The organism is Izhakiella australiensis, assembly GCF_002006995.1.
Classification (GTDB): domain Bacteria; phylum Pseudomonadota; class Gammaproteobacteria; order Enterobacterales; family Enterobacteriaceae; genus Izhakiella; species Izhakiella australiensis.
The window spans coordinates 19,167-39,384 of sequence record NZ_MRUL01000017.1 but is presented as its reverse complement, the minus strand read 5'-3'; the positions used below and the strand labels follow the sequence as shown (position 1 = coordinate 39,384).

Here is a 20,218-nt window from a genome sequence, read left to right as displayed (position 1 = left end):
TTAAACGTCAGACAGCCATAGAAAATTAGCTATTTGCGGGCTGGCTCGCAAGGCTGGAGAGAGGCGAACCAGAGACGAACTCGCTGACAATAAACCCCCCGCTGCTGGCTATCGCAGTCATCACCATACCTTGCTGAAGGTAAAGCAGGAGAGTCATAGGGATGGCAGAGGAGATAACGCTATCGATATCGATTGAGCGAGAATAAGCCAACTCAATGTTTAATCGATCTGTTTACCCAGAAGTCGGCTGACGATCTGCCTGGCTTCCTGAACTCGGTTTTGCGCTTCATCGTCTCGGCTGGCTGCACCACGTTGATAAAGAGAAAACTGGGTTCCCGCCTCGCTGGCTATCAGCTGCAGATAAGCTTTTGGTACAGCATTCAGTACCGATTTCAGTAAAATTTCATGGGCAATAATATGCGCCGCCAGCTTTTCACTCGACATAATTTCTCCGCGATAACGATCTCCCCAGCCTTCGAGGATGCTGAGTTAATTATCGGCAGGAGGCGGCAAATCTTTTGCGTTGAGGAAAAATTAATGTACGCGCTGGCTGTTGGCATAGCGACGACGCAGGAAGTCTTCGCAGCAGCCGCGATCGCAAAAGTTACCGCGACAGATTTTTTCATTACACCAGTAACACCTGCCGGTAAAAGGCATGTTGGGACGAGAGCGATTCGCCAGGGCAACCTGACGGTCTAATTCTTCCACTGTGGAAGCCATATCATTGTGATCGGCACACATATTTTTTCTCCAGGAGTGTAAACCGCGCCCTGAGGACGCGGTGAGCTTGATGGAAAATGTCAGGATTGCGTGTCTGCGGCGGCCATCGAGCGCGCTAACGCTTTGATGACGCGCGGAGGGCAGCCGCCGCTAAGCGCTGAATTGAGCTTTTGTTCAAATTGTCGCGCCGCCTGACGGGCAGCGCGTTCGGCCTGGCGTCGGGCCAGACGACGTTGTTTACAGCGGTTTTTGACATTCACGGCAAACCTCCGTTTAAAACAGGCAACACCTTTCGGCATAGCGGCGGAATTATTAAAGAGCGGTGGGCTGAAGCTGAAAGAAATGATCACATTTAGTGTTTGTGGTGTCAACACTAAATGTGATTAATTTGCTCACGGAAGGTGTTTAATCGGCAGCGTTGCCGGCAGGAAAGGGGGGTTATACCAGTTTCATCATGGTCTGAACCGCGACGCCAATAATACGGCAGTTTGCATCCAGCTCTTTCATCGGCCAGGTGGGATTAAGCCCTTTAAGGTATTTAATGCCACCATCAATGATCAGTTTTTTGAACGTCGCTTCATTAGCATCAATCAGCTTGGCGATGACCAGACTGCCATTCACCGCCTGACGGCCGGTGTCAACCAGCACCAGGGTGCCCTCCGGAATACTCAGGCCGGAGGGGGCGGTCATTGAATCCCCCTCTACGCGCAGCCAGAATGCCGGACCCAGCACTTTGGTTTCCGATTCATACCATTCATCAACATCCTGCAGGCTGTAGGGTTCAATGGCTTCACTCCATATGCCGGCGCTGACCCAGCTGAGCAGGGGATAGCGATCGCCGGGGCGGTAAGTGCCGGCAAAATCCTCCCCCAGCAGCAGCCAGGCCGTGCTAACGCCCAGCGCATTAGCCAGGATTTCTGCATCTTCAACGCTGACATTGCGCAGGCGTGATTCATAGTTTCCTATTCTCGACTGGGCACTCCAGCCGCAGCGTTCCGCCAGCGCCCGTTGCGAAAGCCCCTGCGCTTCCCTTAGCTGCCTGATGCGCGCGGCGATATCTTCTGATGGATGCATTTTATTTATCACAATTCGTGTTGATCCTGGTGCGTGATTGTGCTTTGATTAAAACACAATATGTGTTCACTGACAAACTGGAGGTGACGATGCTTGCTCAATTGCCCGCACACTGGTCGCTGACATTATTAGCTCAGACAGGCTCAGGCCTGCTGTTGCCCCCTTCGCTGACTCAGCTTTGTCGTATCACGTCGGCTGATGGCGAGGCGCGGATCTTGAACTGTTCGGTAACCGGATTAACGCCACGGCTGCGCCGGCAGCTGATGGGAGGGAATTTTTGCCGGCTAAGGCTGAGCGTAAGAAGGGGGAGAGCGCGCGCGCCTGATACGCTATTTGAGGGCGATATTTGCTATTTACTGGCGGCTCGCATCAGCGCGGCCGAATCCTCTGTTTCTTTTCAGGCCACGGAGGATTTTTATCATTACAAGCCCGGCTCTCAGAGGTGGGCGCCAGCCGTAGCTGATAACTCCACCGTGGCCGGTGAGATGATAGATCGCTGCCTGCCGTGAGCATTCGCTGGCGCCATGTTCACCTGTAAACTTCGCCGCAAAGTAATACGACATTCGGGCGGCGCTGATGGACCCGTGCCGCCATTTGCTCGCAGGCGATGCGGGTGGGAAAGATATGTTCTGATACCGGCAGTGCTTCGCAGGCATCGTGACCGCAGGCGCTCACCAGTAAAACAAAACCAATTAGCATGATGCTCTCCTTAAAACAGCAAGGCCTGATGTCTCTAAGTATAGGTGATAAGCCAGACGGCTGCCGTCTGTATCAGCCTGTACTTAATGGAAAATTAATGTGATCCGCGCTTATGATAACGCGCTATTCATTAAACGTTGGCTAAAGCAGATGAAATACGTTTAAAACCGCACAATCCGCACAGGGTGGCGCGCCTCTGAGCAGCGGGCGGATAAATTTGCGTTGATTTATCCGATGTGAAGGGGGCAGACGAATCTGTAGCGCAATTTTGGCGTCAGGTGATTACATAGCGGAAGTTCTGGCTCAATCTGACCTGCTGGTTGAATAATGCGCCGGTCAGCCAGCCTGGTTAAATTAATTGCTGCAACGTCAGGATGCGCATATTAATCAGGCCCTGTTTCTGAAGGCTAACGTTTAATTTCATTGACGCTTACGCTTTATCATTCAGCATGCGCGGCGTACATCTGATGGTACGGAAGAATCCTGATGCTGCCATTGAATGTATTCAGGTAACAAAATTTATCAAAATGAAAAAATAAATGTGCCAGACGCGGCCCAAAATGCGATTATTCCTGGTTTTAACCGCAGCGTGGATAATTTAAGAACTTCTTAAGCGATTTATGGCCTACTGTCGAAGTCATATAACGGGAGCTTTAACCATGTTGTTGTCTGCTTTTTCCTATATCAAAAATAAAACGGGTTATCTGCAGGAGTTTATTTCCGATCCGCGTTCGACAGGCACTATCGCCCCTTCTTCCCGCTCTCTGTGTAAAACCATGTCTGATGCCGTTGACTGGCAAACTGCGCGCTCGATCGCTGAACTGGGGGCCGGAGATGGCGTTCTGACCCGCCATTTGCTTGAGCGTATGCACGCCAACGCGTCACTTTCTGCGTTTGAAACTAATCCGCGTTTTTATGACAAGCTCTCGGCGTTCGGCGATGAGCGCCTGACGATCCTCATTGATTCGGCGGAAAATATTGAACCTGGCTATGATGTTATTTTTTCGGGATTGCCGCTGCTATCTTTACCAGAATCAACTCGCCACCATATTTTGCAGCGGGCTTGCGCTGCGCTGAATCCTGGCGGTATTTTTATTCAATTTCAATACACTGCACTTTCTGAATCTCTGCTCTCGCAATATTTTAACTGGACGCGTGCGCGTGTAATATGCAACTTTCCTCCGGCACTCGTATATCGTTGCCACAGTATGCAGGCTGCGATTTGAGTCGCCAATAACGCTGTCGGCTAACGGTATTAATGACGATAAAATAGATAAAATGTTTCAAAATGTCATTATATGGTTCTCAGCCTGGAAACTTCACAATTTTTGCTATGCTTAAGTTTTAACCGTGGAGGGCAAAATGGCGACTGAGACAGAAGTACCCGTATCCAACGAAGAGGAAGTTTGCAGCATTATCGGTAAAGCTGTAATGGATCTATCAATGACAGGTCAGCCGGTCAATAGAGCAACGCTTTCGCTTAAGCTGTTGTCGATGGCCGATAATGACCGTGATGATGAGCGTGTACTGCTCTATTGGATTGCCCGCCGTGCATTAAGTCAGCCGCGATCTCTTTCACATGCAAGATGCTAAGCATGCTGATTTAACTCCATTTTTATACTGATTTTATTGAAAAGTTTGGCCAGTCGCCGTAGCGTGAAGCTCCGCAGGCGACTGGCTTTATTTTCATCGCAATAAGATATCTACACAACCCTGCGTAACCCTGGAATCAGGTGCAGCAGCGCGACTATTGCGGCTGAGATTCCATACACCAGCAGCGCTATTGCCGGAATAGTCAGGGTTGAGTAGTGGCCCTCAAAGTCGATGTTGAAATAGCGCAGCAGGCTTTGCAGTATCAGCAGGTGAATAAAGAAAATACCCGTACTGTACATAGATAACGTACTGATGATTTGCTGTTGAGTATTCGAAAAATTAATCTTTGCGCACAGCAGCATAAAAAAGAATGACACTGAAACAATGACCAGGGTAGGGGCTGAGTAGTAAAGAAAGATTTGGTTCGGTGAGAACGTGCTTATCGATAAAGAATAGGTCAGTACCGCCGTCAGTACGGCGCTAAGAATAAAAATAATGGCTGAGATTGGGACCTTAGGCGTGATTTTAAAGCGGCGAATGACTCCGCCCATAATGTAATATCCGGAAAGATAGACGACCTGGTCAATATTGCTGGGATGAGGAATGCCATGACCCAGTAGCAGGTTTTCTTTGATGTTATCAAACAGCATATACACTGATGCCATGACGAACCACAGTACCAGAATGTAATTCAGCCGCTGGCGACTCCCGTTTTGAATAAACGTATTAAGCAGTGGCGTTACCAGATAAAGCAATATCATGGTGTAAATAAACCATAAATGCGAATAAGCCGGGCGGCTAAGCAGGCTGAGCAAACTGACCGGGCGATCGTTGCCGTTGATGAAGCGGTCATAAAGCAGGTAGACCACTGACCAGATAACCAGGGGGATCAGTAAGTTCATTACCCGGCTTTTCAGCGTGCTGAGCAGCGACTCATCTTTATTCAGCGAAATATAGCCCGCCACCAGCAGAAACAGCGGATAGGCCATGCGTCCAATAGCTTCATAGGCCACAGAAACTGACCAGGCGAGGTGAAAATAGCTGAACGGAATCGCTGCGGTGCTAAGCAGCGTAACGAAAAATGTAGCCAGCAATGTAATGAACTTCAGGTTGGTATTTTTCAACCGCAGACTCCCGTGTCGTCCCGACAATCTGCCAGCAGCGGCAGCAAAATATCCATCAAACTACCATAATCCGAGCGGATGACGAATCAGAGAGATTAAAATTACGCTTACGCCGCTGCTTTTATGCGCGAGAGAAGGCGTAATGGGCGATAAATTCGCCAGCAAAGTCGCTGCGAGACAGAGATTTTTTGTTAGTCATAGAGGTCAGGGTAAGCGCAGTTGTACCGGATGTGTACAGATTTTAGCGGCTATAAGCTGTACGTATTTGCCTGATCAGGCAGAGGATGGAGAAAAAAATGCCTCTGGAAGTGGAAACCCAGCAACACTTCCGGAGGCGATGCAAATGCATAATTCGTTACGATGCAAACTGTAATTGTATTTCTATTGGTGTACAAGTTTTCATTTTTTATGTACAGGTTTTAAGCACTTTTTGTTAAAAATGAAATTAACGCAAATTGATTTATACGCTGGCGAAGTATCTGGGTGAGAGGCCTTGACCTTACAGCAGGGGCAGGCTTTATCCTGCTTTTTTGCACAGGAGGTAATGCATATGAATAAGTTGCTGTTTTTGATTGGCTGCCTGCCGGCGGTGGCCTTTGCCAGTCCGCAGATGGATATGTCGTCCCATCAGCCTGCCCCCACTAGCGCACAGCAGGCATACCAGGCGGGGATGGACAAAATGCATCACGACATGATGTCAGCGATGAGTAGCCACAATCCCGATGTTGCCTTTGCTAAGGGCATGCGTGCGCATCATCAGGGGGCGATTGAGATGGCTAAAACGGAATTACAGTACGGCAAGGATCCCGAGATGCGCGCGCTGGCAAAATCGATTATCGCCGCCCAGCAAAAAGAAATCGCCCAGATGGACAAATGGCTGAAAGCGCATCCTGATACGCATTAAGTACGCCAGAATACGTACCAGAGCATCGCGGCGTCGGGAAACAGATTATTCTCCATTGAGTTGTTTGCATGCGGTGTAAGCCCGAAAAGCGCTTCTGGCAAGGCGACAGAGATTAGCCATGCGCAAACGGTGAGTCGGGCTGGCGCCTGCGCGTTGTCTGGATCAGTGTGCCATAATTCCGTCGCAGTTCAGGCTGAAAACATCCCGTGCTCCTTTTCCCCCTGCTTAGCAATCTGCTAACCTCATCGGAGCAATAAATTTACTTCAGGAGTTAATTAATGAAATTTCATGGAAAAATTGCGCTGCCGGTAATCATGCTGCTGCTGGCTGGCTGCCAGTCCGGACATAAGGGGACGGATAAAGGCGTCGCGTCGGTGGACCCCGCTGCGGATCGCTGCGGCGCGTCGCAGTATCAAAACTATCTCGGCAAACCTCTTGAATCCGTCAGCTCGCTGCGTTTTAGCACGCCGGTTCGCGCTATTCCTTATAACTCCGCGGTTACCATGGATTTTAACCTACAGCGTCTGAATTTCCTTGGCGACAGCGATGGCAAGATCGCCCGTGTTTATTGCGGATGAGCAACGACAGAATTCCGGCATAGCGGATGTAAATATTGGGGATTGTCACACTGCTGCAATGCGTAGCCGCTAGTTTAGCAATGCACACAAAAGTGATTTCCTCGTCACTTTCATCTAAAGATATGCAATGCTCGTCTTATTCCCGCTTCGTGCGGGTTTTTTTTATCTGCTGGCTTAGCGGGTTTCCGCTAATAGCCCGACGCTTCAGGCGCGGATGCGGAGCGCTGTTTTTTATGGCTGGCGCTGACCCTGGCCAGAACCATGCAATAGGTTTGCCGCATGGCGTCGTCCGGCTCTTCATTTAGCTGTGCGGCAATGCGTTCAATCAGCAGGCTATTTATCGCAGATTCGCTTTGTCGCATCATCTCGGTCATTAACGCCGCCAGCAGGTCACTTTCCTGCGGAGCATGCCAGGCATTGCTATTAAAATAATCGGTGATTGCGCGCCCTGCACTGATACTTCGTCTACTCATATTCGATCTCCGGCAACGCAAAAAACCGCAGCGCTTGTCGCTACGGAATCAAGAAAACGTTAAGGAGTTGAGTCGCATCCAATCCGGCGCGACCCGTCACTGAATTATGGCAAGGGGTAACTCTATTTACTGTAGATTGCCGTTGGATAAATGCCAGCGGCTCAGCACAATTTTTTTAATGAGGAAAGTTAGCCACCACTTCCTCAATACCATTAATGACAAACTGCACGCCCATACACACCAGCAAGAAGCCCATTAGTCGTGATATCGCTTCAATGCCGCCTTTGCCTACCAGGCGGATAATCGCCCCGGAGCTGCGCAGGCATAGCCATAAAAGAACGCTGATGCATAAAAAGGTCAGCGGCGGGGCCGCCATCAGTACCCATTGCGGGAAGGTGTTGTTGTCGTGAAAGGTTGAGGCGGTGCTGATTATCATGGCGATAGTACCGGGTCCGGCGGTACCGGGCATTGCCAGCGGCACAAAGGCGATGCTAACCGACTTTTGCTCGTTCATCTCGTTCTTTTTATGCTCTGCTTCCAGAGTTCGTCCTGCCTGATGAGGCGGAAACAGCATGCGAAAGCCAAGAAACACCACGATGAGTCCGCCTGCAATACGCAAGCCGGGAATCGAGATGCCAAAGGTATCCATCACGATATTGCCGGCATAAAAAGCCACCGCCATGATGATGAACACGTAGACAGAGGCCTGCAGCGCCTGGCGATTGCGCTCGCTGAAATTCATGTCTCCGGCGAGGCCAAAAAACAGGGCGACGGTAGTAAGGGGATTGGCCAGCGGCAGCAATACGATGAGTCCGAGCCCAATCGCTTTTAATAATTCCATTATTACTCCTGACTTATTGATGCACTATACCGGTTTCCTGCCAGCGTTAAGGGCGCAAGTTTAAGGGAAATAATACAACTTGTTATAGCCTAAAACGGCTAATTTACCTCGCGCTGACGGCAACGTAGCCCGCGTAGGGAAATTTTCGTGACAGCCGTGGGAGAATAACTCTACACTGCCAGTCTGACTGCAACGGATTCAGGGGATGTTATGCTCAATGTGAATGAGTATTTTGACGGTAAGGTTAAATCAATTGGTTTTGACAGCGCCAGCACCGGTCGCGCCAGCATCGGCGTTATGGCGGAAGGTGAGTATGCCTTCGGCACTGGCCAGAAGGAAGAGATGACGGTAGTCAGCGGGGCGATGAACGTGCTGCTGCCGGGAGAGACCGAATGGAAGGTCTACTCGGCCGGAGAGAAATTTGTCGTGCCGGGGCACAGTGAGTTTCATTTACAGATTGCAGAACCGAGCGCTTATCTCTGTCGTTATCTGTAATCGGGTTATAAAAAGGCGGCGAACCGCCTTTTTTACTTAGCGTTGGGCTTCTCCTCCCAGCGCTTCCACCAGGTTGGCAATCAATGCTGCCAGTTCGCCGCTCATCAAAATGAAATCCGCGTCAAAGCGCTGTGCGACGTCATCGCGATCGATGTCATCGTTCTGATCGCGCAGGGTATCGGCAAATTTCAGTCGCTTAATCGATGCATCATCGGACAGCACCAGCTGAATGCGTTCCTGCCAGTCCAGAGCAAGTTTAGTCACTAACTTGCCCGCTTCGATATGATGGGCGATTTCATCACACACCAGCTGCTGTTTTTTGCAGCGGATCACGCCGCCGTCTTCCAGCAGGGCCTTGAGTTCCGCCTCGTCCATCAGCGTGAAACCGGCCGGCAGCTCTCCGGAGCGAACCCATTCGGTCAGCGTCAGTTCAATTGGGCTTTCAAGCGTAAGGGGAACTACCGGCAGCGAGCCGAGGCTTTTACGCAGCAGCGCCAGGGTATCCTCTGCTTTTTTGGCGCTGGCGCAGTCGATGGCAATCAGATTATTTTCACCGTCAATCCACAGGTAGGTCTGACTGAAGCGACTGAACGCGCGCGGTAGCAGGCTGTGCAGCACTTCATCTTTCAGTGCGTCTTTTTCGGTCTTTTTCAGCTTACGCTGCTGCTCGGCTTCCAGTTTTTCAATTTTGGCTTCCAGCGCTTGTTTTACCACCGGCGCAGGCAGGATTTTTTCCTCTTTGCGCGCGCAAATCAGGATCTGATTATTATTAACGTGGGTCAGAGCGTCGCTGCGGGAGCCCATTGGCGCAACCCAGCCGGTCTTTGACATATCCTGGCTGCCGCAAGGGCTGAACGTGAAGGCGGCCAGCTGCTTTTCTATCTCTTCCGCCGATAAGGGGATATCGCGATTCAGCCGATACACCATCATATTTTTAAACCACAGCATTGTGCGTTCCTTCTTCGGCGCGCAATAGCGGCGCGCAGCGTTTACAGTAAGCGCGCATAATAGCGAATCGGCGGGCGGGTTTCATCGCCTTTGCGCCGCGCCGGCTAAAATGGGTAGCAAGAAAAGGGCTGAACGCGCCAGGTGGCGTATCACCCCGGGGTGAAATTAAGCATCAGCTGGCCCTTGAGGTCCGGCGGCGGCGGCGGCAGATCGGGCGTGGCCCCAATAGTCTGCCAGGCTTTTAAACAAACGCGTTCATCGCCTCTGGTTGCCAACACGTTATAACGCTGATGACCGTCGTCCCAGATAATGGTGACCTCGCATTGCAGTCCCGCGTCGTGGTCACTGCGGCGGAAGTTTTGCCGGGTACGCCATGTCATTTCGCGCAGAAACTGGCAGTTGCGCTGGTTTTTTGCCTGCTGATTTTGACACTGTGCCGCAAAATCAGGCAGTTGGTTGGTTGATTGTGGTTTTTCTTGTTGCTGGCAGGCGCTTAACAGCATCAGCACAAATAGCGAGATAAACCGAGCCGCATAGCGCATTTTGTACCCTTACTTATTTCATAATATCGGCTTCCAGTTTAGCGAGTTAATTTAAAGTTAACAGCCTTAACTATGAAAATGAGATTGTTACCTATATAATCCCCTGCGGATATGGAATCCATTCGCTTTATTTAATATTCAGGGAACTGAAATGAAACCGCAATTAATACGCATTAGTTTAATCCTGCTGAGCGGCGGGCTGCTTAGCGCTTGCGCAACTGAATCATCGCGTTCAATTGAAACTGTCCGGCTCGCCCCTGTAAGTCAATCTGCCTGGCAGGGCGTACAGCATCAAATTGCCGTCGGTAAATTTGATAATCGCTCGACGTACATGACCGGTATTTTTTCTGACGGTGTCGATCGGCTTGGTAATCAGTCAAAAACTATCCTTATTACTTATTTTCAGCAAACCGGGCGTTTTAACGTTCTCGATCGTGGCAATATGGCTGAAATTAAAGCTGAAGCCGGTTACGCAAATAGTTCGCAACGTATTAAAGGCGCTGATTATATTGTTACTGGCGATGTGACTGAATTTGGCAGAAAAGAAATTGGCGACCAGGCGCTATTCGGTATTCTTGGTCGGGGGAAAACGCAGATAGCCTATGCCAAAGTTAATCTTAATATTGTTGATGTCAACACCTCAGAGGTGGTTTATTCAGCTCAGGGCGCCGGTGAATATCAGCTCTCTAACCGCGAGATTATTGGTTTTGGCGGAACCTCAGGCTATGACTCCACGTTGAATGGTAAGGTATTAGACCTTGCTATTCGCCAGGCTGTGGAGCAGTTGGTTACTGCGATGGACTCCGGCGCATGGCAGCCGAAAACCCCAGGGAAATAACAGGGAAAATTAAAATGGAATTAAGAAAAATAACGCTGGCAGTGCTGCCATTGATGCTGGCCGCCTGCGCGGCGAAAAACACCACGCAATATCACTGGGGAGAATATCAAGCGGCGCTGTATAGCTATTACAAACATGATGGTAGCGCAGATAAGCAGATTGAAATGCTAAATAAAGTGCTGGAAGAGTCAAAAGCTAAAAATAAAATTCCGGCGCCGGGTCTGCACGCTCAGCTGGGCATGCTTTATGCCGAAAGCGGACGGCGAGATAGAGCCTTTGAGCAATTTTCCGCAGAGAAGTTAGCTTATCCGGAATCAGCGCACTATATGGATTTTCTGATGCGCAATCATAAAGGAGGTGTGTAATGAGCCAGTTTATATTTTTGTTAACTCTGTGTGGGGCATTATTATTAAGTGGCTGCGCTAAACATAAATCTTATGATTATACCGCGTTCCGTGCCAGCAAGCCGGCATCTATTCTGGTATTGCCTGCGGAAAACAGTACGCCAGATATTAATGCCGCTAATAGTTTTATTTCCGGTGTCACCAAACCGCTGGCCGAAGCCGGTTATTATGTATTCCCGGTGGCGGTGGTCGATGAAACGTTTAAACATAACGGCCTGACCAACGCTCACGATGTGCGAACCGTTAGCCTGGCAAAACTGCGGGATATATTTAACGCAGACGCGGTCCTCTATATTGATGTTAGCCAGTACGGTTCAAAATATCGCGTTGTCGACAGTATGACGGAGGTTGCTGCGTCGGCTAAGCTGGTCGATCTGCGCAATGGCTCAACCCTGTGGCAGGGAACAAGTTTCGCCTCCGATCAGAATAATAACAGCAACAACAGCCTGCTGGGCATCGTGGTTGGCGCGGTGGTAAAACATGTCGCCAATAATATTACTGACGAGAGTCATAAGATAGCCTTGCGGGCTGCCGATTTATTGTTTGCGACGAATGACCAGGGCGGATTGCTTCCCGGTCCGCGCCGTCATCTCTCCGGCGGCTAACTAAATGCGCGAAGCAAAGCGGGCGCCGCGGCGCCCGCTTTGTTTTTAAGGCAGTTCCAGCTTGCTGTAGCCCAATCCGTTTTGCTTGCGGACTTTAATCTGTACCGGGATCCTCTCCTTCATTGCCTCCACGTGGCTAATCACCCCGATAGTTTTGCCGCTGGCGTTCAGGGCATCCAGGGCATCCAGCGCGATATCCAGCGTTTCGGCGTCGAGAGTGCCGAATCCTTCATCAAGAAACAGTGACTCAATGCGCGTTTTATGACTCACCAGGTCTGATAGCGCCAGCGCCAGCGCGAGGCTGACCAAAAAGCTCTCGCCGCCGGAAAGGGTACGGGTATCGCGCAAGGCATCTGCCTGCCAGGTATCAATCACCTGAAGCTCCAGCGCCTCGCTGTTTTTGCGTTGCAGCATATAGCGGCCGTGCAGGCGAATCAGCTGGTTATTCGCCAGCCATACCAGATGGTCAAGCGTCAGCCCCTGCGCAAAGCGGCGAAAGCGATCGCCGGTTTGCGAACCGATGAGCTGGTTCAGCCGGCTCCAGTCAGTTAATCGCTGTTCATCGGCGGCTATGCGCTGTAAAACAGCCTGCTGCTGTGTACGTCGACGCGCATCGCTGGTGAGCTGCTGAGTGACTTCGCCCTGGTGCAGCGCATTCTCCCGCAGCTGCTGGCGCAGGGATTCCAGTTCTGACGGCAGCAATTCCGGCGTTGAGGTTAGCGTCTCCGGCCTGCGCGCCTGATGTTGCTCCTGCGCCAGCAGTGCCTGAGCCAGCAGCGCTTTTTGCTGCTGAAGATGGTGATCCAGCTGTTGCTGGCTGGTTTGCAAGCGCTGCTGCTCCGCCGGTTCTAACAGCGCATCCAGGTACTGCTGCTCGCTGCTGAAGTCCGCATGCTGAAGGGCGAGGGTGAACTCACTTTCCAGCGTCGTTGCGCGCTGGTTAACCTGCTGAAGCTGGGCGCTAAGCGTTTGGTACTGGCCATCCAGGGTGTTGCGCTGCTTTTCCGCTTGCTGCCAGTTTGTCTGTCGCTCAGCGCGCAGGCTTTCGCTCTGCTGACGCTGCTGCTGCCACTGACTGCGCGCCTGTGACGGCAGCCTGTCGCCAAACAGCGCCCGGCGCTGGAGAGCGCTTTGCTGGTGGCGCTGCTGCAAGGCATCGGACTGCTGTTGCAGCTGCTGCAGGCGCGCGGCCTTCTCTTCACAATCCGTAGTAAGCACCTGCTCACGTACCTGATATTCGCCCAGCTGACGTATATTCTCATTGAGCGCCCGTTCGTTATGCTGCCATTGCTGCCACCGCTGCTCGCACGCCTCCAGCCAGGACTGCCAGTCGTCCACCGGCAGCGACAGCCCGCTGTCGTTCAGGGTGTTCTGCCAGTCCTGCAGCTGTTGCTGGTAGGCCTGCTGCTGAGCGCCCAGCCGGTCGTCGAGGGCAATAAGCTGTTCTGCCTGCGTTTGCTGGCGTTGCAGCAGCATCTGGTGCTGTTGACCCGCCTGCATAAGCTGTTGCTGCTGCTGCTGATAGTCCTCACGGGCCCGGTGCCAGCTGCGTTCGGCCTCCTCAAACTGCTGCAAAATCTGCCGGCACTCTCCTTCCTGCCCTTCCTGCTGCAGCTGCCAGTCGGCCAGCGCTTCTGATTGCGCCAGCGGCAAACTGAGCGGTAGTTCGGCGCAGCAGCGCTGCCACTCAGTTGTCAGATCCACAAGCTGACGGGCGATCTCTTCCGCCTCCCGGCTATCCTGCTGATGCTGTTTTTCCAGCGTCTTAAGCTGTTCGCTGCTGACGCTTTCCTGCTGTGCCAGACGGGTCAACTCAGATCGCAGCGCTAACAAGCAACTGGCGGTGTCATCGGCGACCAGCTCGCGGTATGACTCGACGGCGGGATGTTGGCAGGAGCCGCATAGCGGGCAGGGTTCGCCGGCAACCAGTCGCTCGCGCTCGGCCTCCAGTTCAATGATTCGCAGCTCAAGGGCCTGCTGTTTTTCCACCGCGCTGACTTGCTGTTGCTTTGCTTCATAGCGCTGGCGCAGCGTTTGCGTTTCCTGCTGTTTTTCAGCGAGCGCGCTCTGCTGTTGCGCTGCGCTCTGATGCAGCGCCTGCTGGCGTCGGATCAGCGGCTGTGCTTGTGAGTCCAGCAGCAGCAGTTTTTGCCGCGCGGGGCGCTGGCTGGCGAGCAGGTTAAGATCATCCCGACGGGTTTGCTCATCATGCTGTTGCCGCAGTGAAGTAAGCGCCTGCTCTGCTGCCTGGCAGTGAATACTCGCCTGTGCTTCACGCTTTTGTAGCGGTTCCATGCGCTGACTTTGCTGGCTGATTTGCTGCTCTAATTGCTGCTGCTCGCCCGCTGCCAGCCGTTGCTGGTGAGCGAGCTGCTCTGACTGCTGATGCTGCTGCTGTAAATGACGCAGCTGCTGGCGCCAGCCGGCGAGCTCCGGACCCCAGCTTGCCACTTTCAGCTGCTCTTTTTGCCACTGTCGCTGTTGCTGCTGCTGATGTTGCAGCGCCGTGATATCAGACTGTAGCTGTTGGTGCTGCCCACGACGCGTTTGCAGCGCCTGCTGCTGAGTGGCCTGGTCGCGCGCCAGTTCCTGTTGCTGCTGGCTTAACGTCGCCAGCTGGTGATCGAGCGGAATAACCTGCTCATTGAGCAAGATTTCCTGCTGATTAATCTGCTGTTCCAGCTGCTGATGTTGGTCACCGGCTTGTTGAAAAGCCACGGCGGCGTTACCCAGGGCTTTATCAGCCTCTTCCAGTTGTGAAAGTAACTGCTTACTTTGCTCAGCGAGGGTCAGTCGATCCTGCTGCAGCTGGCGCTTTTGCGTCCATAGCGGACGCAGGGCCTCTGCCGGTGCGGCCTGCGTCAGTCGGTCTCGTTCAGGCTGTGTTGCCTGCCACTGCGCGTGCAGATTTTGCTGACGACTTTGCGCCTGCCGCAGCTGTTCCTCAAGGCTGATACTTTGTTCCAGCCAGCGGCTTTGCTGTTGGCGCTGCTCATATTGCTGGGTGAGCACTTGCTCCGCAGCCAGCAGCTGTTGCTGCTGAGCTAACAATGCCTCGCGTGCATCGTTATCCAACAGTTCCATCGCGCCGGCCTCGGTTTTTAGCAGCTCAAGTTCGCTGCGCGCATTTTTATGCTGTTCATAAACCCGGGCGGAAATCTGGCCATATATTTCGGTGCCGGTAAGCTGTTCGAGTAATTCTGCGCGGTCTTTGGCATCGGCATTTAAAAAGGCGGCAAACTGCCCCTGCGATAGCATCATCGAACGGGTAAATCGGGCAAAGTCGAGGCCGGTGAGCTTCTCTAACATCAGCTTTTTATCGTTGACCTTATCGGCAACGATTTGGTTATCCGAGCAGCGCACCAGCTCCACCCGTGGCGGCTGCAGGTTACCGTCGGCCGCGCCGCGCGCCCGGTTTTGTCCCCAGAAGGCGCGCCAGCGTTCGCCTTTCACCTCAAATTCCACTTCAGCCAGGCATTCCGCCGTATTGCGGGTCATCAGATCGTTTTGCGTCTGCGACAGTCCGCCGAGGCGCGGCGTGGCGTGATACAGCGCCAGGCAGATAGCATCCAGCAAGGTAGTTTTTCCGGCGCCGGTGGGACCGGTGATGGCAAACAGACCGTTACTGGCGAAAGGGCCGGTTGAGAAGTCAATCCGCCATTCTCCGCGCAGCGAATTGAGATTTTTAAATCGCAGGGTGATGATTTTCATTCTACGATCCCCTGTTCGCGGACGTCGGCAACTACCTGATTAAACAGTTCGGTAAGACGCCCGGCGCTTTCCGTCCCTTCCTCGGGTTCGCCGGTCAGGCGGCGGGCGAAGACGTCTTCGACGCTGAGTTCGGCCAGCGTTTCGTTATGCTGGCGGGCAATAGTGTTCTCACGCTGTTCGCGGCTGCGGCGAATCAGCAGAACCTCCACCGGCAGATCGGCGGTGATGGCCTGAATACGCTGCTGAATGTCGCTGAGGTAATCCTGGCTGGCGATTTCAATATCCAGCCAGACGGGTTTATTTCCCTCCGGCACCACCAGGGCCGCCAGCTGATCTTCAATTTCCTTCTGCGACCCTTTAATCATCCGCATGGGTTGAAAGCAGGGGATGGTAAGCAGCTCAAGCGCGCTGAGCTGGTCGTGCTCGAAGTCCACCATGCAGACGCTTTTTTCGCTGCCGAGCTCATCAAAACTTAATGCAATGGGGGAGCCGCTGTAGCGAATATGGGACTGACCATTTATTTTCTGCGGGCGATGAATGTGCCCCAGCGCAATATAATCCGCGGCGGGAAACGCCTGGGCTGGAAATGCATCCAGCGTTCCGATGTAGATGTCGCGCACCGCTTCACTTTTGCTGACGCCAAGCGCGGTCAGGTGACCGGTGGCAATAATCGGTACGTTCAGCTGCTCTTCAGTGCGGCGGGCCAGCGCATGTTGGTAGCACTGCTGATAATGGGCGGTGATGGCCTCCAGCAGCGACTGTTGTTTTTGCTGCGCGTTTTGTCCGGCCTCGCTACGCAAGATGTCGCGCGGACGCAGAAAGGGGATGGCGCAGAGCAGCGCCCCTGGCTTGCCATGACGATCGTTGAGCAGCAGAACCTGCTGCTGCGGATTTTCGCTGGCGCTGGCGATAACCTGGGTATTCAGGCAGGCCAGCAGTTCGCGTGATTCATTCAGCGTCGCGACGGAATCGTGGTTTCCGCCCAGCACGATCATCTGGCAGCCGCTACTTTGCAGCTGCACCACAAACCGGTTATAGATTTCGCGGGCATAGCTGGGCGGCGAGCCGGTATCGAAAATGTCGCCGGCGACGATAAGTGCATCAACCTGATGGGCCGTGATTTGCTGATACAGCCAGTTGAGAAAATCCTGATGTTCCGCCGCGCGACTTTTGGTGTAGAAAAACTGGCCTAAGTGCCAGTCAGACGTATGAATAATGCGCATTGGTCTACCTCTCTGGCTAAAGAGCGTTGATTATACGCAATTTGTTTTTAAAGCGGCAGCGCGCCGGCGTTTTTTACCGTCATAATTCTGTTATTAATACGTTACTTGTCAGATGCATTTTTCATAAATATGTCATAAAACTGACGCATAATGTTGCCGCATATTAAGCGACGATCGTCGCGTTAGCAGGAGCAATGATGGCAAAGCGTATTCTGGTAATTGAAGACGAAACCCCGATTCGGGAAATGTTATGTTTTGTCCTTGAGCAAAATGATTTTCAACCTATTGAAGCTGAAGATTACCACAGCGCTATCAGCCTGCTGATTGAGCCCTGGCCCGACCTGATATTACTCGACTGGATGCTGCCCGGCGGCACCGGCATTCAGTTTATTAAACATATGAAGCGTGAAGCGATGACGCGGGATATTCCGGTTATTATGCTGACGGCGCGCGGCGAAGAAGAGGACCAGGTGCGCGGACTGGAGGTCGGCGCCGATGACTATGTCACCAAACCCTTCTCACCAAAGGAACTGGTCGCGCGCATTAAGGCCGTTATGCGACGCATCTCACCGATGGCAGTGGAAGAGATTATCGAGATTCAGGGGCTAAGCCTCGATCCCTCTTCTCATCGCGTTATGTCCGGTGATATGCCGCTGGAAATGGGGCCGACTGAATATAAGCTGCTACATTTCTTTATGACTCATCCGGAGCGCGTCTACAGCCGCGAGCAGCTGCTGAATAACGTCTGGGGAACCAACGTCTATGTGGAAGATCGTACCGTTGATGTGCATATTCGCCGGCTGCGTAAAGCGTTGGAAGTCAGCGGTCACGATCGCATGGTGCAGACAGTGCGCGGAACAGGATATCGTTTCTCTGCCCGTTACTGATTTTTACTCTCTGGAGTTTATACGGTGCTGGAACGCCTTACCTGGAAAAGATTAGCTCTGGAGCTGATGCTGGTCTGTTTGCCCGCGTTGATTGCCGGGCTGCTGTTCGGCTACCTCCCCTGGCTGCTGGTGCTGGCATTACTGGCGTTAATGTTCTGGCACGCCAGGAACTTACTGCGCCTTTCCCACTGGCTGTGGGTTGATCGCAGGATGACGCCGCCCAGCGGCCATGGCAGCTGGGAAACGCTGTTTTATGGTCTCAATCAGATGCAATCGCGCAACCGCCGCCGCCGCCGCGAGCTTCGCCAGCTGATTAAGCGTTTTCGCAGCGGCGCCGAATCACTGCCCGATGCGTTGGTGCTGGCAACGGAAGAAGGGATCATTTTTTGGTGTAACGGCCTGGCGCAACAAATTCTCGGTTTGCGCTGGCCGGAAGATTATGGTCAGAATATCCTCAATCTGCTGCGCTATCCTGAGTTTGCCCGCTACCTGCGCGAGCGTGATTTTAGTCGGCCTCTGACGCTGGTTATCAGCCACAGCCGTCATATCGAATTCCGCATCATGCCCTATAGCGAAGGCCAGTGGCTGATTGTGGCGCGCGATGTCACGCAAATGCACAAGCTGGAGGGGGCGCGGCGTAACTTTTTTGCTAACGTCAGTCATGAATTGCGCACGCCGCTCACGGTGCTCCAGGGATATCTGGAAATGATGCATGACGGTGATATGCCGCCCGCGCTGCGTGATAAAGCGCTAAATACGATGCAGGAACAGAGTCGGCGCATGGATACGCTGGTTAAGCAATTGCTGACTCTCTCACGCATTGAAGCTGCGCCGTCGTTTGAGTTGCAGGATAAAATAGACGTTCCGGTGATGCTAAGCATGCTGCAGCGGGAAGCGGAAACGCTGAGTGCTGGTCGCCATCAGATCTATTTCCATACCGATCCCCATTTGCGGGTGTTAGGCAATGATGAGCAGCTGCGCAGCGCAATATCGAATCTGGTTTATAACGCGGTTAATCACACTCCTGAAGGGACGCGTATTGATATCAGCTGGCTGCGCACGCCGCAGGGTGCCGCGCGCTTTGCAGTGAAAGATAACGGGCCGGGGATTGCTGCCGAACATATTCCCCGACTAACTGAACGTTTTTACCGGGTTGATAAGGCGCGTTCGCGCCAGACCGGCGGCAGTGGATTAGGGCTGGCGATCGTCAAACATGTGCTCAGCCACCATAATGCCCGGCTCGATATTACCAGCGAACCTGGCGAAGAAACGGTATTCAGCTTTACGCTGGCGCCGGGATTAATTGTCGCGCCGGCGCTGAAGGACAATGTGGCTGGCGATCGTTAACGGATAACGGAATGAAAAAGCTGGCTTTTGTGATACTGCTATTGCTGAGTGCCGGGGCGGTGGCGGCTGAGCAGCCGCTGGTGGGCAACCTCACCAGCGTCGGCTCGGATACCTTGGGGGGGCTGATGTCCCTGTGGGCGGAGAATTTTAACCGGCAGCATCCGGGCGTCAATGTTCAGGTTCAGGCCGCAGGATCTTCAACCGCGCCAACGGCGCTGGCGGCCGGCGCCGCGCAAATCGGGGCGATGAGTCGTCCAATGCAGGCCAGCGAACGCCAGCTGTTTATCGACCGTTTTGGCTATGCGCCGCTGGCAATTCCGGTGGCGACCGATGCCCTGATGGTGATGGTTAACCAGGATAACCCGCTGCGCGGTCTGCGCCTCAGGCAGCTTGACGCGCTATTTTCGATAACCCGCCGCTGTGGTCCCGGCCCCGTGCCGGTTACATGGCAGGATTTAGGCGTCACGCAGCCTGGCTGGGCGGCGCTGCGCATTCAGCGATTTGGCCGTAATTCCGCTTCCGGTACCTGGGGATTTTTCAAACATCGGGTGCTGTGTCAGGGGGATTTTCGCAACGATGTTGCCGAGTTTCCTGGCTCTTCCGCCGTGGTTCAGGCGGTGGCTAACACCCGCAATGCCATCGGCTATGCCAGCATTGGCTTTCAGGCAAGCGGTGTGCGCATGCTGCCGCTGTCCTATAACGGTGCTGACTGGATAGCGCCCGATGAAGCGAATATCCGCAGCGGACGCTACCCGCTTACTCGCCAGCTTTATCTGTACGTTAATAAGGCGCCGGGCCAGCCTCCCGACCCGTTAACCCGGGCGTTTTTACAGCAAATCCTGTCGCCAGAAGGACAGGCGCTGGTGCGCCAGTCAGGCTATTTACCCCTCTCCGAAATGCAGCGACGGCAGGCGCTGAAAGAGATCGAAGGCCAGGGCAGCGCTGCCAGCTTCAGCCGCCGCTAATCCCGCGATAGCCAGCCGCAGCAGTGAGATAAGCGGCTTGCCTGTGAGGTTTGAAAATAACCTTATATTGTGCCAAAGGCGCGTCATGGCGGCGGTTTGCCGCGAGCAATGGCGTGTTGCCTGGAAATTATACAAATCATATGGCGCTATAATGGCGTTGGTTGAACGGATTCACTGGTTTTTTTCTTAAATGTACTATATCACTCTGCTTTTCCAATGTAGTGTTGCCTTTCTACGCTACAAACGC

At 53.0% G+C, this 20,218-nt stretch carries 24 protein-coding genes; 12 read left to right on the top strand and 12 right to left on the bottom strand.

The window, feature by feature from the left end:
* Nucleotides 1–219 precede the first annotated feature (219 nt).
* From BTJ39_RS19045 to BTJ39_RS19030, 4 genes are all read right to left on the bottom strand, one after another.
* On the bottom strand, nt 220–444 hold the full coding sequence (locus BTJ39_RS19045) for a hypothetical protein (protein WP_078004303.1): 225 nt from the start codon (nt 442–444) through the stop codon (nt 220–222).
* Between the two features lie 90 nt (nt 445–534).
* A complete protein-coding gene (locus BTJ39_RS19040) occupies nt 535–741 on the bottom strand; it encodes a hypothetical protein (protein ID WP_078004302.1) in 207 nt (68 codons plus the stop codon).
* A gap of 59 nt (nt 742–800) precedes the next feature.
* The gene (locus tag BTJ39_RS19035; protein WP_078004301.1) at nt 801–980 is read right to left on the bottom strand and encodes a hypothetical protein; all 180 of its coding nucleotides are present in this window, start codon (nt 978–980) and stop codon (nt 801–803) included.
* Between the two features lie 178 nt (nt 981–1,158).
* Nucleotides 1,159–1,794, bottom strand: a complete 636-nt coding sequence (locus tag BTJ39_RS19030; protein ID WP_078004300.1) for a LexA family protein — start codon at nt 1,792–1,794, stop codon at nt 1,159–1,161.
* An 89-nt stretch (nt 1,795–1,883) separates the two neighbouring features.
* On the opposite strand from BTJ39_RS19030, the gene BTJ39_RS19025 reads away from it, so the two are divergent.
* Nucleotides 1,884–2,303, top strand: coding sequence for a hypothetical protein (locus tag BTJ39_RS19025; RefSeq protein ID WP_139356382.1), 420 nt, complete (start codon nt 1,884–1,886; stop codon nt 2,301–2,303).
* A gap of 19 nt (nt 2,304–2,322) precedes the next feature.
* Here the strand turns inward: BTJ39_RS19025 and BTJ39_RS24915 are convergent, their stop codons facing one another.
* Nucleotides 2,323–2,493 carry a hypothetical protein gene (locus tag BTJ39_RS24915; RefSeq protein WP_096777765.1) on the bottom strand — a complete coding sequence of 57 codons (171 nt, stop codon included), beginning with the start codon at nt 2,491–2,493 and terminating at the stop codon, nt 2,323–2,325.
* 659 nt (nt 2,494–3,152) lie between these two features.
* On the opposite strand from BTJ39_RS24915, the gene BTJ39_RS19020 reads away from it, so the two are divergent.
* Both BTJ39_RS19020 and BTJ39_RS19015 read left to right on the top strand, forming a co-directional pair.
* Nucleotides 3,153–3,719 (top strand): class I SAM-dependent methyltransferase, encoded by a 567-nt coding sequence (locus BTJ39_RS19020; protein ID WP_176110375.1) that lies wholly within the window; start codon nt 3,153–3,155, stop codon nt 3,717–3,719.
* Between the two features lie 136 nt (nt 3,720–3,855).
* Nucleotides 3,856–4,086 carry a hypothetical protein gene (locus tag BTJ39_RS19015; RefSeq protein WP_078004298.1) on the top strand — a complete coding sequence of 77 codons (231 nt, stop codon included), beginning with the start codon at nt 3,856–3,858 and terminating at the stop codon, nt 4,084–4,086.
* A 110-nt stretch (nt 4,087–4,196) separates the two neighbouring features.
* Here the strand turns inward: BTJ39_RS19015 and BTJ39_RS19010 are convergent, their stop codons facing one another.
* Nucleotides 4,197–5,210: an acyltransferase gene (locus tag BTJ39_RS19010; protein ID WP_241825944.1), complete on the bottom strand. Its 1,014-nt coding sequence runs from the start codon at nt 5,208–5,210 to the stop codon at nt 4,197–4,199.
* 550 nt (nt 5,211–5,760) lie between these two features.
* Between BTJ39_RS19010 and copM the strand changes: the two genes are divergently transcribed.
* Nucleotides 5,761–6,114: a CopM family metallochaperone gene (gene copM / locus BTJ39_RS19005; RefSeq protein ID WP_078004297.1), complete on the top strand. Its 354-nt coding sequence runs from the start codon at nt 5,761–5,763 to the stop codon at nt 6,112–6,114.
* A gap of 278 nt (nt 6,115–6,392) precedes the next feature.
* A complete protein-coding gene (locus tag BTJ39_RS19000; RefSeq protein ID WP_078004296.1) occupies nt 6,393–6,692 on the top strand; it encodes an I78 family peptidase inhibitor in 300 nt (99 codons plus the stop codon).
* Between the two features lie 188 nt (nt 6,693–6,880).
* On the opposite strand, the gene BTJ39_RS18995 is transcribed toward BTJ39_RS19000, so the two are convergent.
* Nucleotides 6,881–7,165: a hypothetical protein gene (locus BTJ39_RS18995; RefSeq protein ID WP_078004295.1), complete on the bottom strand. Its 285-nt coding sequence runs from the start codon at nt 7,163–7,165 to the stop codon at nt 6,881–6,883.
* Nucleotides 7,166–7,340: 175 nt separating this feature from the next.
* Nucleotides 7,341–8,009 carry a MarC family NAAT transporter gene (locus BTJ39_RS18990; protein WP_078004294.1) on the bottom strand — a complete coding sequence of 223 codons (669 nt, stop codon included), beginning with the start codon at nt 8,007–8,009 and terminating at the stop codon, nt 7,341–7,343.
* Nucleotides 8,010–8,216: 207 nt separating this feature from the next.
* On the opposite strand from BTJ39_RS18990, the gene ppnP reads away from it, so the two are divergent.
* Nucleotides 8,217–8,501, top strand: coding sequence for a pyrimidine/purine nucleoside phosphorylase (gene ppnP / locus BTJ39_RS18985; RefSeq protein WP_078004293.1), 285 nt, complete (start codon nt 8,217–8,219; stop codon nt 8,499–8,501).
* 36 nt (nt 8,502–8,537) lie between these two features.
* On the opposite strand, the gene rdgC is transcribed toward ppnP, so the two are convergent.
* Nucleotides 8,538–9,449 carry a recombination-associated protein RdgC gene (gene rdgC / locus BTJ39_RS18980; protein WP_078004292.1) on the bottom strand — a complete coding sequence of 304 codons (912 nt, stop codon included), beginning with the start codon at nt 9,447–9,449 and terminating at the stop codon, nt 8,538–8,540.
* 149 nt (nt 9,450–9,598) lie between these two features.
* The gene (locus BTJ39_RS18975; protein WP_078004291.1) at nt 9,599–9,991 is read right to left on the bottom strand and encodes a hypothetical protein; all 393 of its coding nucleotides are present in this window, start codon (nt 9,989–9,991) and stop codon (nt 9,599–9,601) included.
* A 151-nt stretch (nt 9,992–10,142) separates the two neighbouring features.
* On the opposite strand from BTJ39_RS18975, the gene BTJ39_RS18970 reads away from it, so the two are divergent.
* The 3 genes from BTJ39_RS18970 to BTJ39_RS18960 are packed head-to-tail and all read left to right on the top strand — an operon-like array spanning nt 10,143 to nt 11,838.
* The gene (locus tag BTJ39_RS18970) at nt 10,143–10,829 is read left to right on the top strand and encodes a CsgG/HfaB family protein (protein WP_078004290.1); all 687 of its coding nucleotides are present in this window, start codon (nt 10,143–10,145) and stop codon (nt 10,827–10,829) included.
* Between the two features lie 14 nt (nt 10,830–10,843).
* Nucleotides 10,844–11,194, top strand: coding sequence for a DUF4810 domain-containing protein (locus BTJ39_RS18965; protein WP_078004289.1), 351 nt, complete (start codon nt 10,844–10,846; stop codon nt 11,192–11,194).
* Nucleotides 11,194–11,838, top strand: coding sequence for a DUF799 domain-containing protein (locus BTJ39_RS18960; RefSeq protein WP_078004288.1), 645 nt, complete (start codon nt 11,194–11,196; stop codon nt 11,836–11,838). The genes BTJ39_RS18965 and BTJ39_RS18960 overlap by 1 nt, the downstream gene beginning before the upstream one ends.
* A gap of 45 nt (nt 11,839–11,883) precedes the next feature.
* Here the strand turns inward: BTJ39_RS18960 and BTJ39_RS18955 are convergent, their stop codons facing one another.
* Entirely contained in the window at nt 11,884–15,549 is a 3,666-nt protein-coding gene (locus BTJ39_RS18955; protein ID WP_078004287.1) for an SbcC/MukB-like Walker B domain-containing protein, read from the bottom strand.
* On the bottom strand, nt 15,546–16,772 hold the full coding sequence (gene sbcD, locus BTJ39_RS18950; RefSeq protein WP_078004286.1) for an exonuclease subunit SbcD: 1,227 nt from the start codon (nt 16,770–16,772) through the stop codon (nt 15,546–15,548). Before sbcD ends, BTJ39_RS18955 begins: the two co-directional genes overlap by 4 nt.
* 197 nt (nt 16,773–16,969) lie before the next feature.
* Between sbcD and phoB the strand changes: the two genes are divergently transcribed.
* Genes phoB through BTJ39_RS18935 form a run of 3 tightly spaced genes read left to right on the top strand, consistent with a single transcriptional unit; the run spans nt 16,970 to nt 19,971 of the window.
* Nucleotides 16,970–17,659 (top strand): phosphate response regulator transcription factor PhoB, encoded by a 690-nt coding sequence (gene phoB, locus BTJ39_RS18945; protein WP_078004285.1) that lies wholly within the window; start codon nt 16,970–16,972, stop codon nt 17,657–17,659.
* A gap of 24 nt (nt 17,660–17,683) precedes the next feature.
* Nucleotides 17,684–19,006, top strand: a complete 1,323-nt coding sequence (gene phoR / locus BTJ39_RS18940) for a phosphate regulon sensor histidine kinase PhoR (protein ID WP_078004284.1) — start codon at nt 17,684–17,686, stop codon at nt 19,004–19,006.
* A gap of 11 nt (nt 19,007–19,017) precedes the next feature.
* A complete protein-coding gene (locus tag BTJ39_RS18935; protein WP_078004283.1) occupies nt 19,018–19,971 on the top strand; it encodes a PstS family phosphate ABC transporter substrate-binding protein in 954 nt (317 codons plus the stop codon).
* The last annotated feature ends 247 nt before the right edge of the window (nt 19,972–20,218 follow it).

What these genes read in the sequence shown, in the direction of transcription:
- BTJ39_RS18960 (WP_078004288.1), top strand. Translation starts at nt 11,194, where the DNA reads ATGAGCCAGTTTATATTTTTGTTAACTCTGTGTGGGGCATTATTATTA.
- BTJ39_RS18970 (WP_078004290.1), top strand. Translation starts at nt 10,143, where the DNA reads ATGAAACCGCAATTAATACGCATTAGTTTAATCCTGCTGAGCGGCGGG.
- rdgC (WP_078004292.1), bottom strand. Translation starts at nt 9,449, where the DNA reads ATGCTGTGGTTTAAAAATATGATGGTGTATCGGCTGAATCGCGATATC.
- copM (WP_078004297.1), top strand. Translation starts at nt 5,761, where the DNA reads ATGAATAAGTTGCTGTTTTTGATTGGCTGCCTGCCGGCGGTGGCCTTT.
- BTJ39_RS19030 (WP_078004300.1), bottom strand. Translation starts at nt 1,794, where the DNA reads ATGCATCCATCAGAAGATATCGCCGCGCGCATCAGGCAGCTAAGGGAA.
- BTJ39_RS18935 (WP_078004283.1), top strand. Translation starts at nt 19,018, where the DNA reads ATGAAAAAGCTGGCTTTTGTGATACTGCTATTGCTGAGTGCCGGGGCG.
- BTJ39_RS18955 (WP_078004287.1), bottom strand. Translation starts at nt 15,549, where the DNA reads ATGAAAATCATCACCCTGCGATTTAAAAATCTCAATTCGCTGCGCGGA.
- BTJ39_RS18965 (WP_078004289.1), top strand. Translation starts at nt 10,844, where the DNA reads ATGGAATTAAGAAAAATAACGCTGGCAGTGCTGCCATTGATGCTGGCC.
- BTJ39_RS19020 (WP_176110375.1), top strand. Translation starts at nt 3,153, where the DNA reads ATGTTGTTGTCTGCTTTTTCCTATATCAAAAATAAAACGGGTTATCTG.
- BTJ39_RS18975 (WP_078004291.1), bottom strand. Translation starts at nt 9,991, where the DNA reads ATGCGCTATGCGGCTCGGTTTATCTCGCTATTTGTGCTGATGCTGTTA.
- BTJ39_RS19000 (WP_078004296.1), top strand. Translation starts at nt 6,393, where the DNA reads ATGAAATTTCATGGAAAAATTGCGCTGCCGGTAATCATGCTGCTGCTG.
- ppnP (WP_078004293.1), top strand. Translation starts at nt 8,217, where the DNA reads ATGCTCAATGTGAATGAGTATTTTGACGGTAAGGTTAAATCAATTGGT.
- BTJ39_RS19040 (WP_078004302.1), bottom strand. Translation starts at nt 741, where the DNA reads ATGTGTGCCGATCACAATGATATGGCTTCCACAGTGGAAGAATTAGAC.
- BTJ39_RS18995 (WP_078004295.1), bottom strand. Translation starts at nt 7,165, where the DNA reads ATGAGTAGACGAAGTATCAGTGCAGGGCGCGCAATCACCGATTATTTT.
- BTJ39_RS24915 (WP_096777765.1), bottom strand. Translation starts at nt 2,493, where the DNA reads ATGCTAATTGGTTTTGTTTTACTGGTGAGCGCCTGCGGTCACGATGCC.
- phoB (WP_078004285.1), top strand. Translation starts at nt 16,970, where the DNA reads ATGGCAAAGCGTATTCTGGTAATTGAAGACGAAACCCCGATTCGGGAA.
- BTJ39_RS19025 (WP_139356382.1), top strand. Translation starts at nt 1,884, where the DNA reads ATGCTTGCTCAATTGCCCGCACACTGGTCGCTGACATTATTAGCTCAG.
- BTJ39_RS19015 (WP_078004298.1), top strand. Translation starts at nt 3,856, where the DNA reads ATGGCGACTGAGACAGAAGTACCCGTATCCAACGAAGAGGAAGTTTGC.
- BTJ39_RS19045 (WP_078004303.1), bottom strand. Translation starts at nt 444, where the DNA reads ATGTCGAGTGAAAAGCTGGCGGCGCATATTATTGCCCATGAAATTTTA.
- sbcD (WP_078004286.1), bottom strand. Translation starts at nt 16,772, where the DNA reads ATGCGCATTATTCATACGTCTGACTGGCACTTAGGCCAGTTTTTCTAC.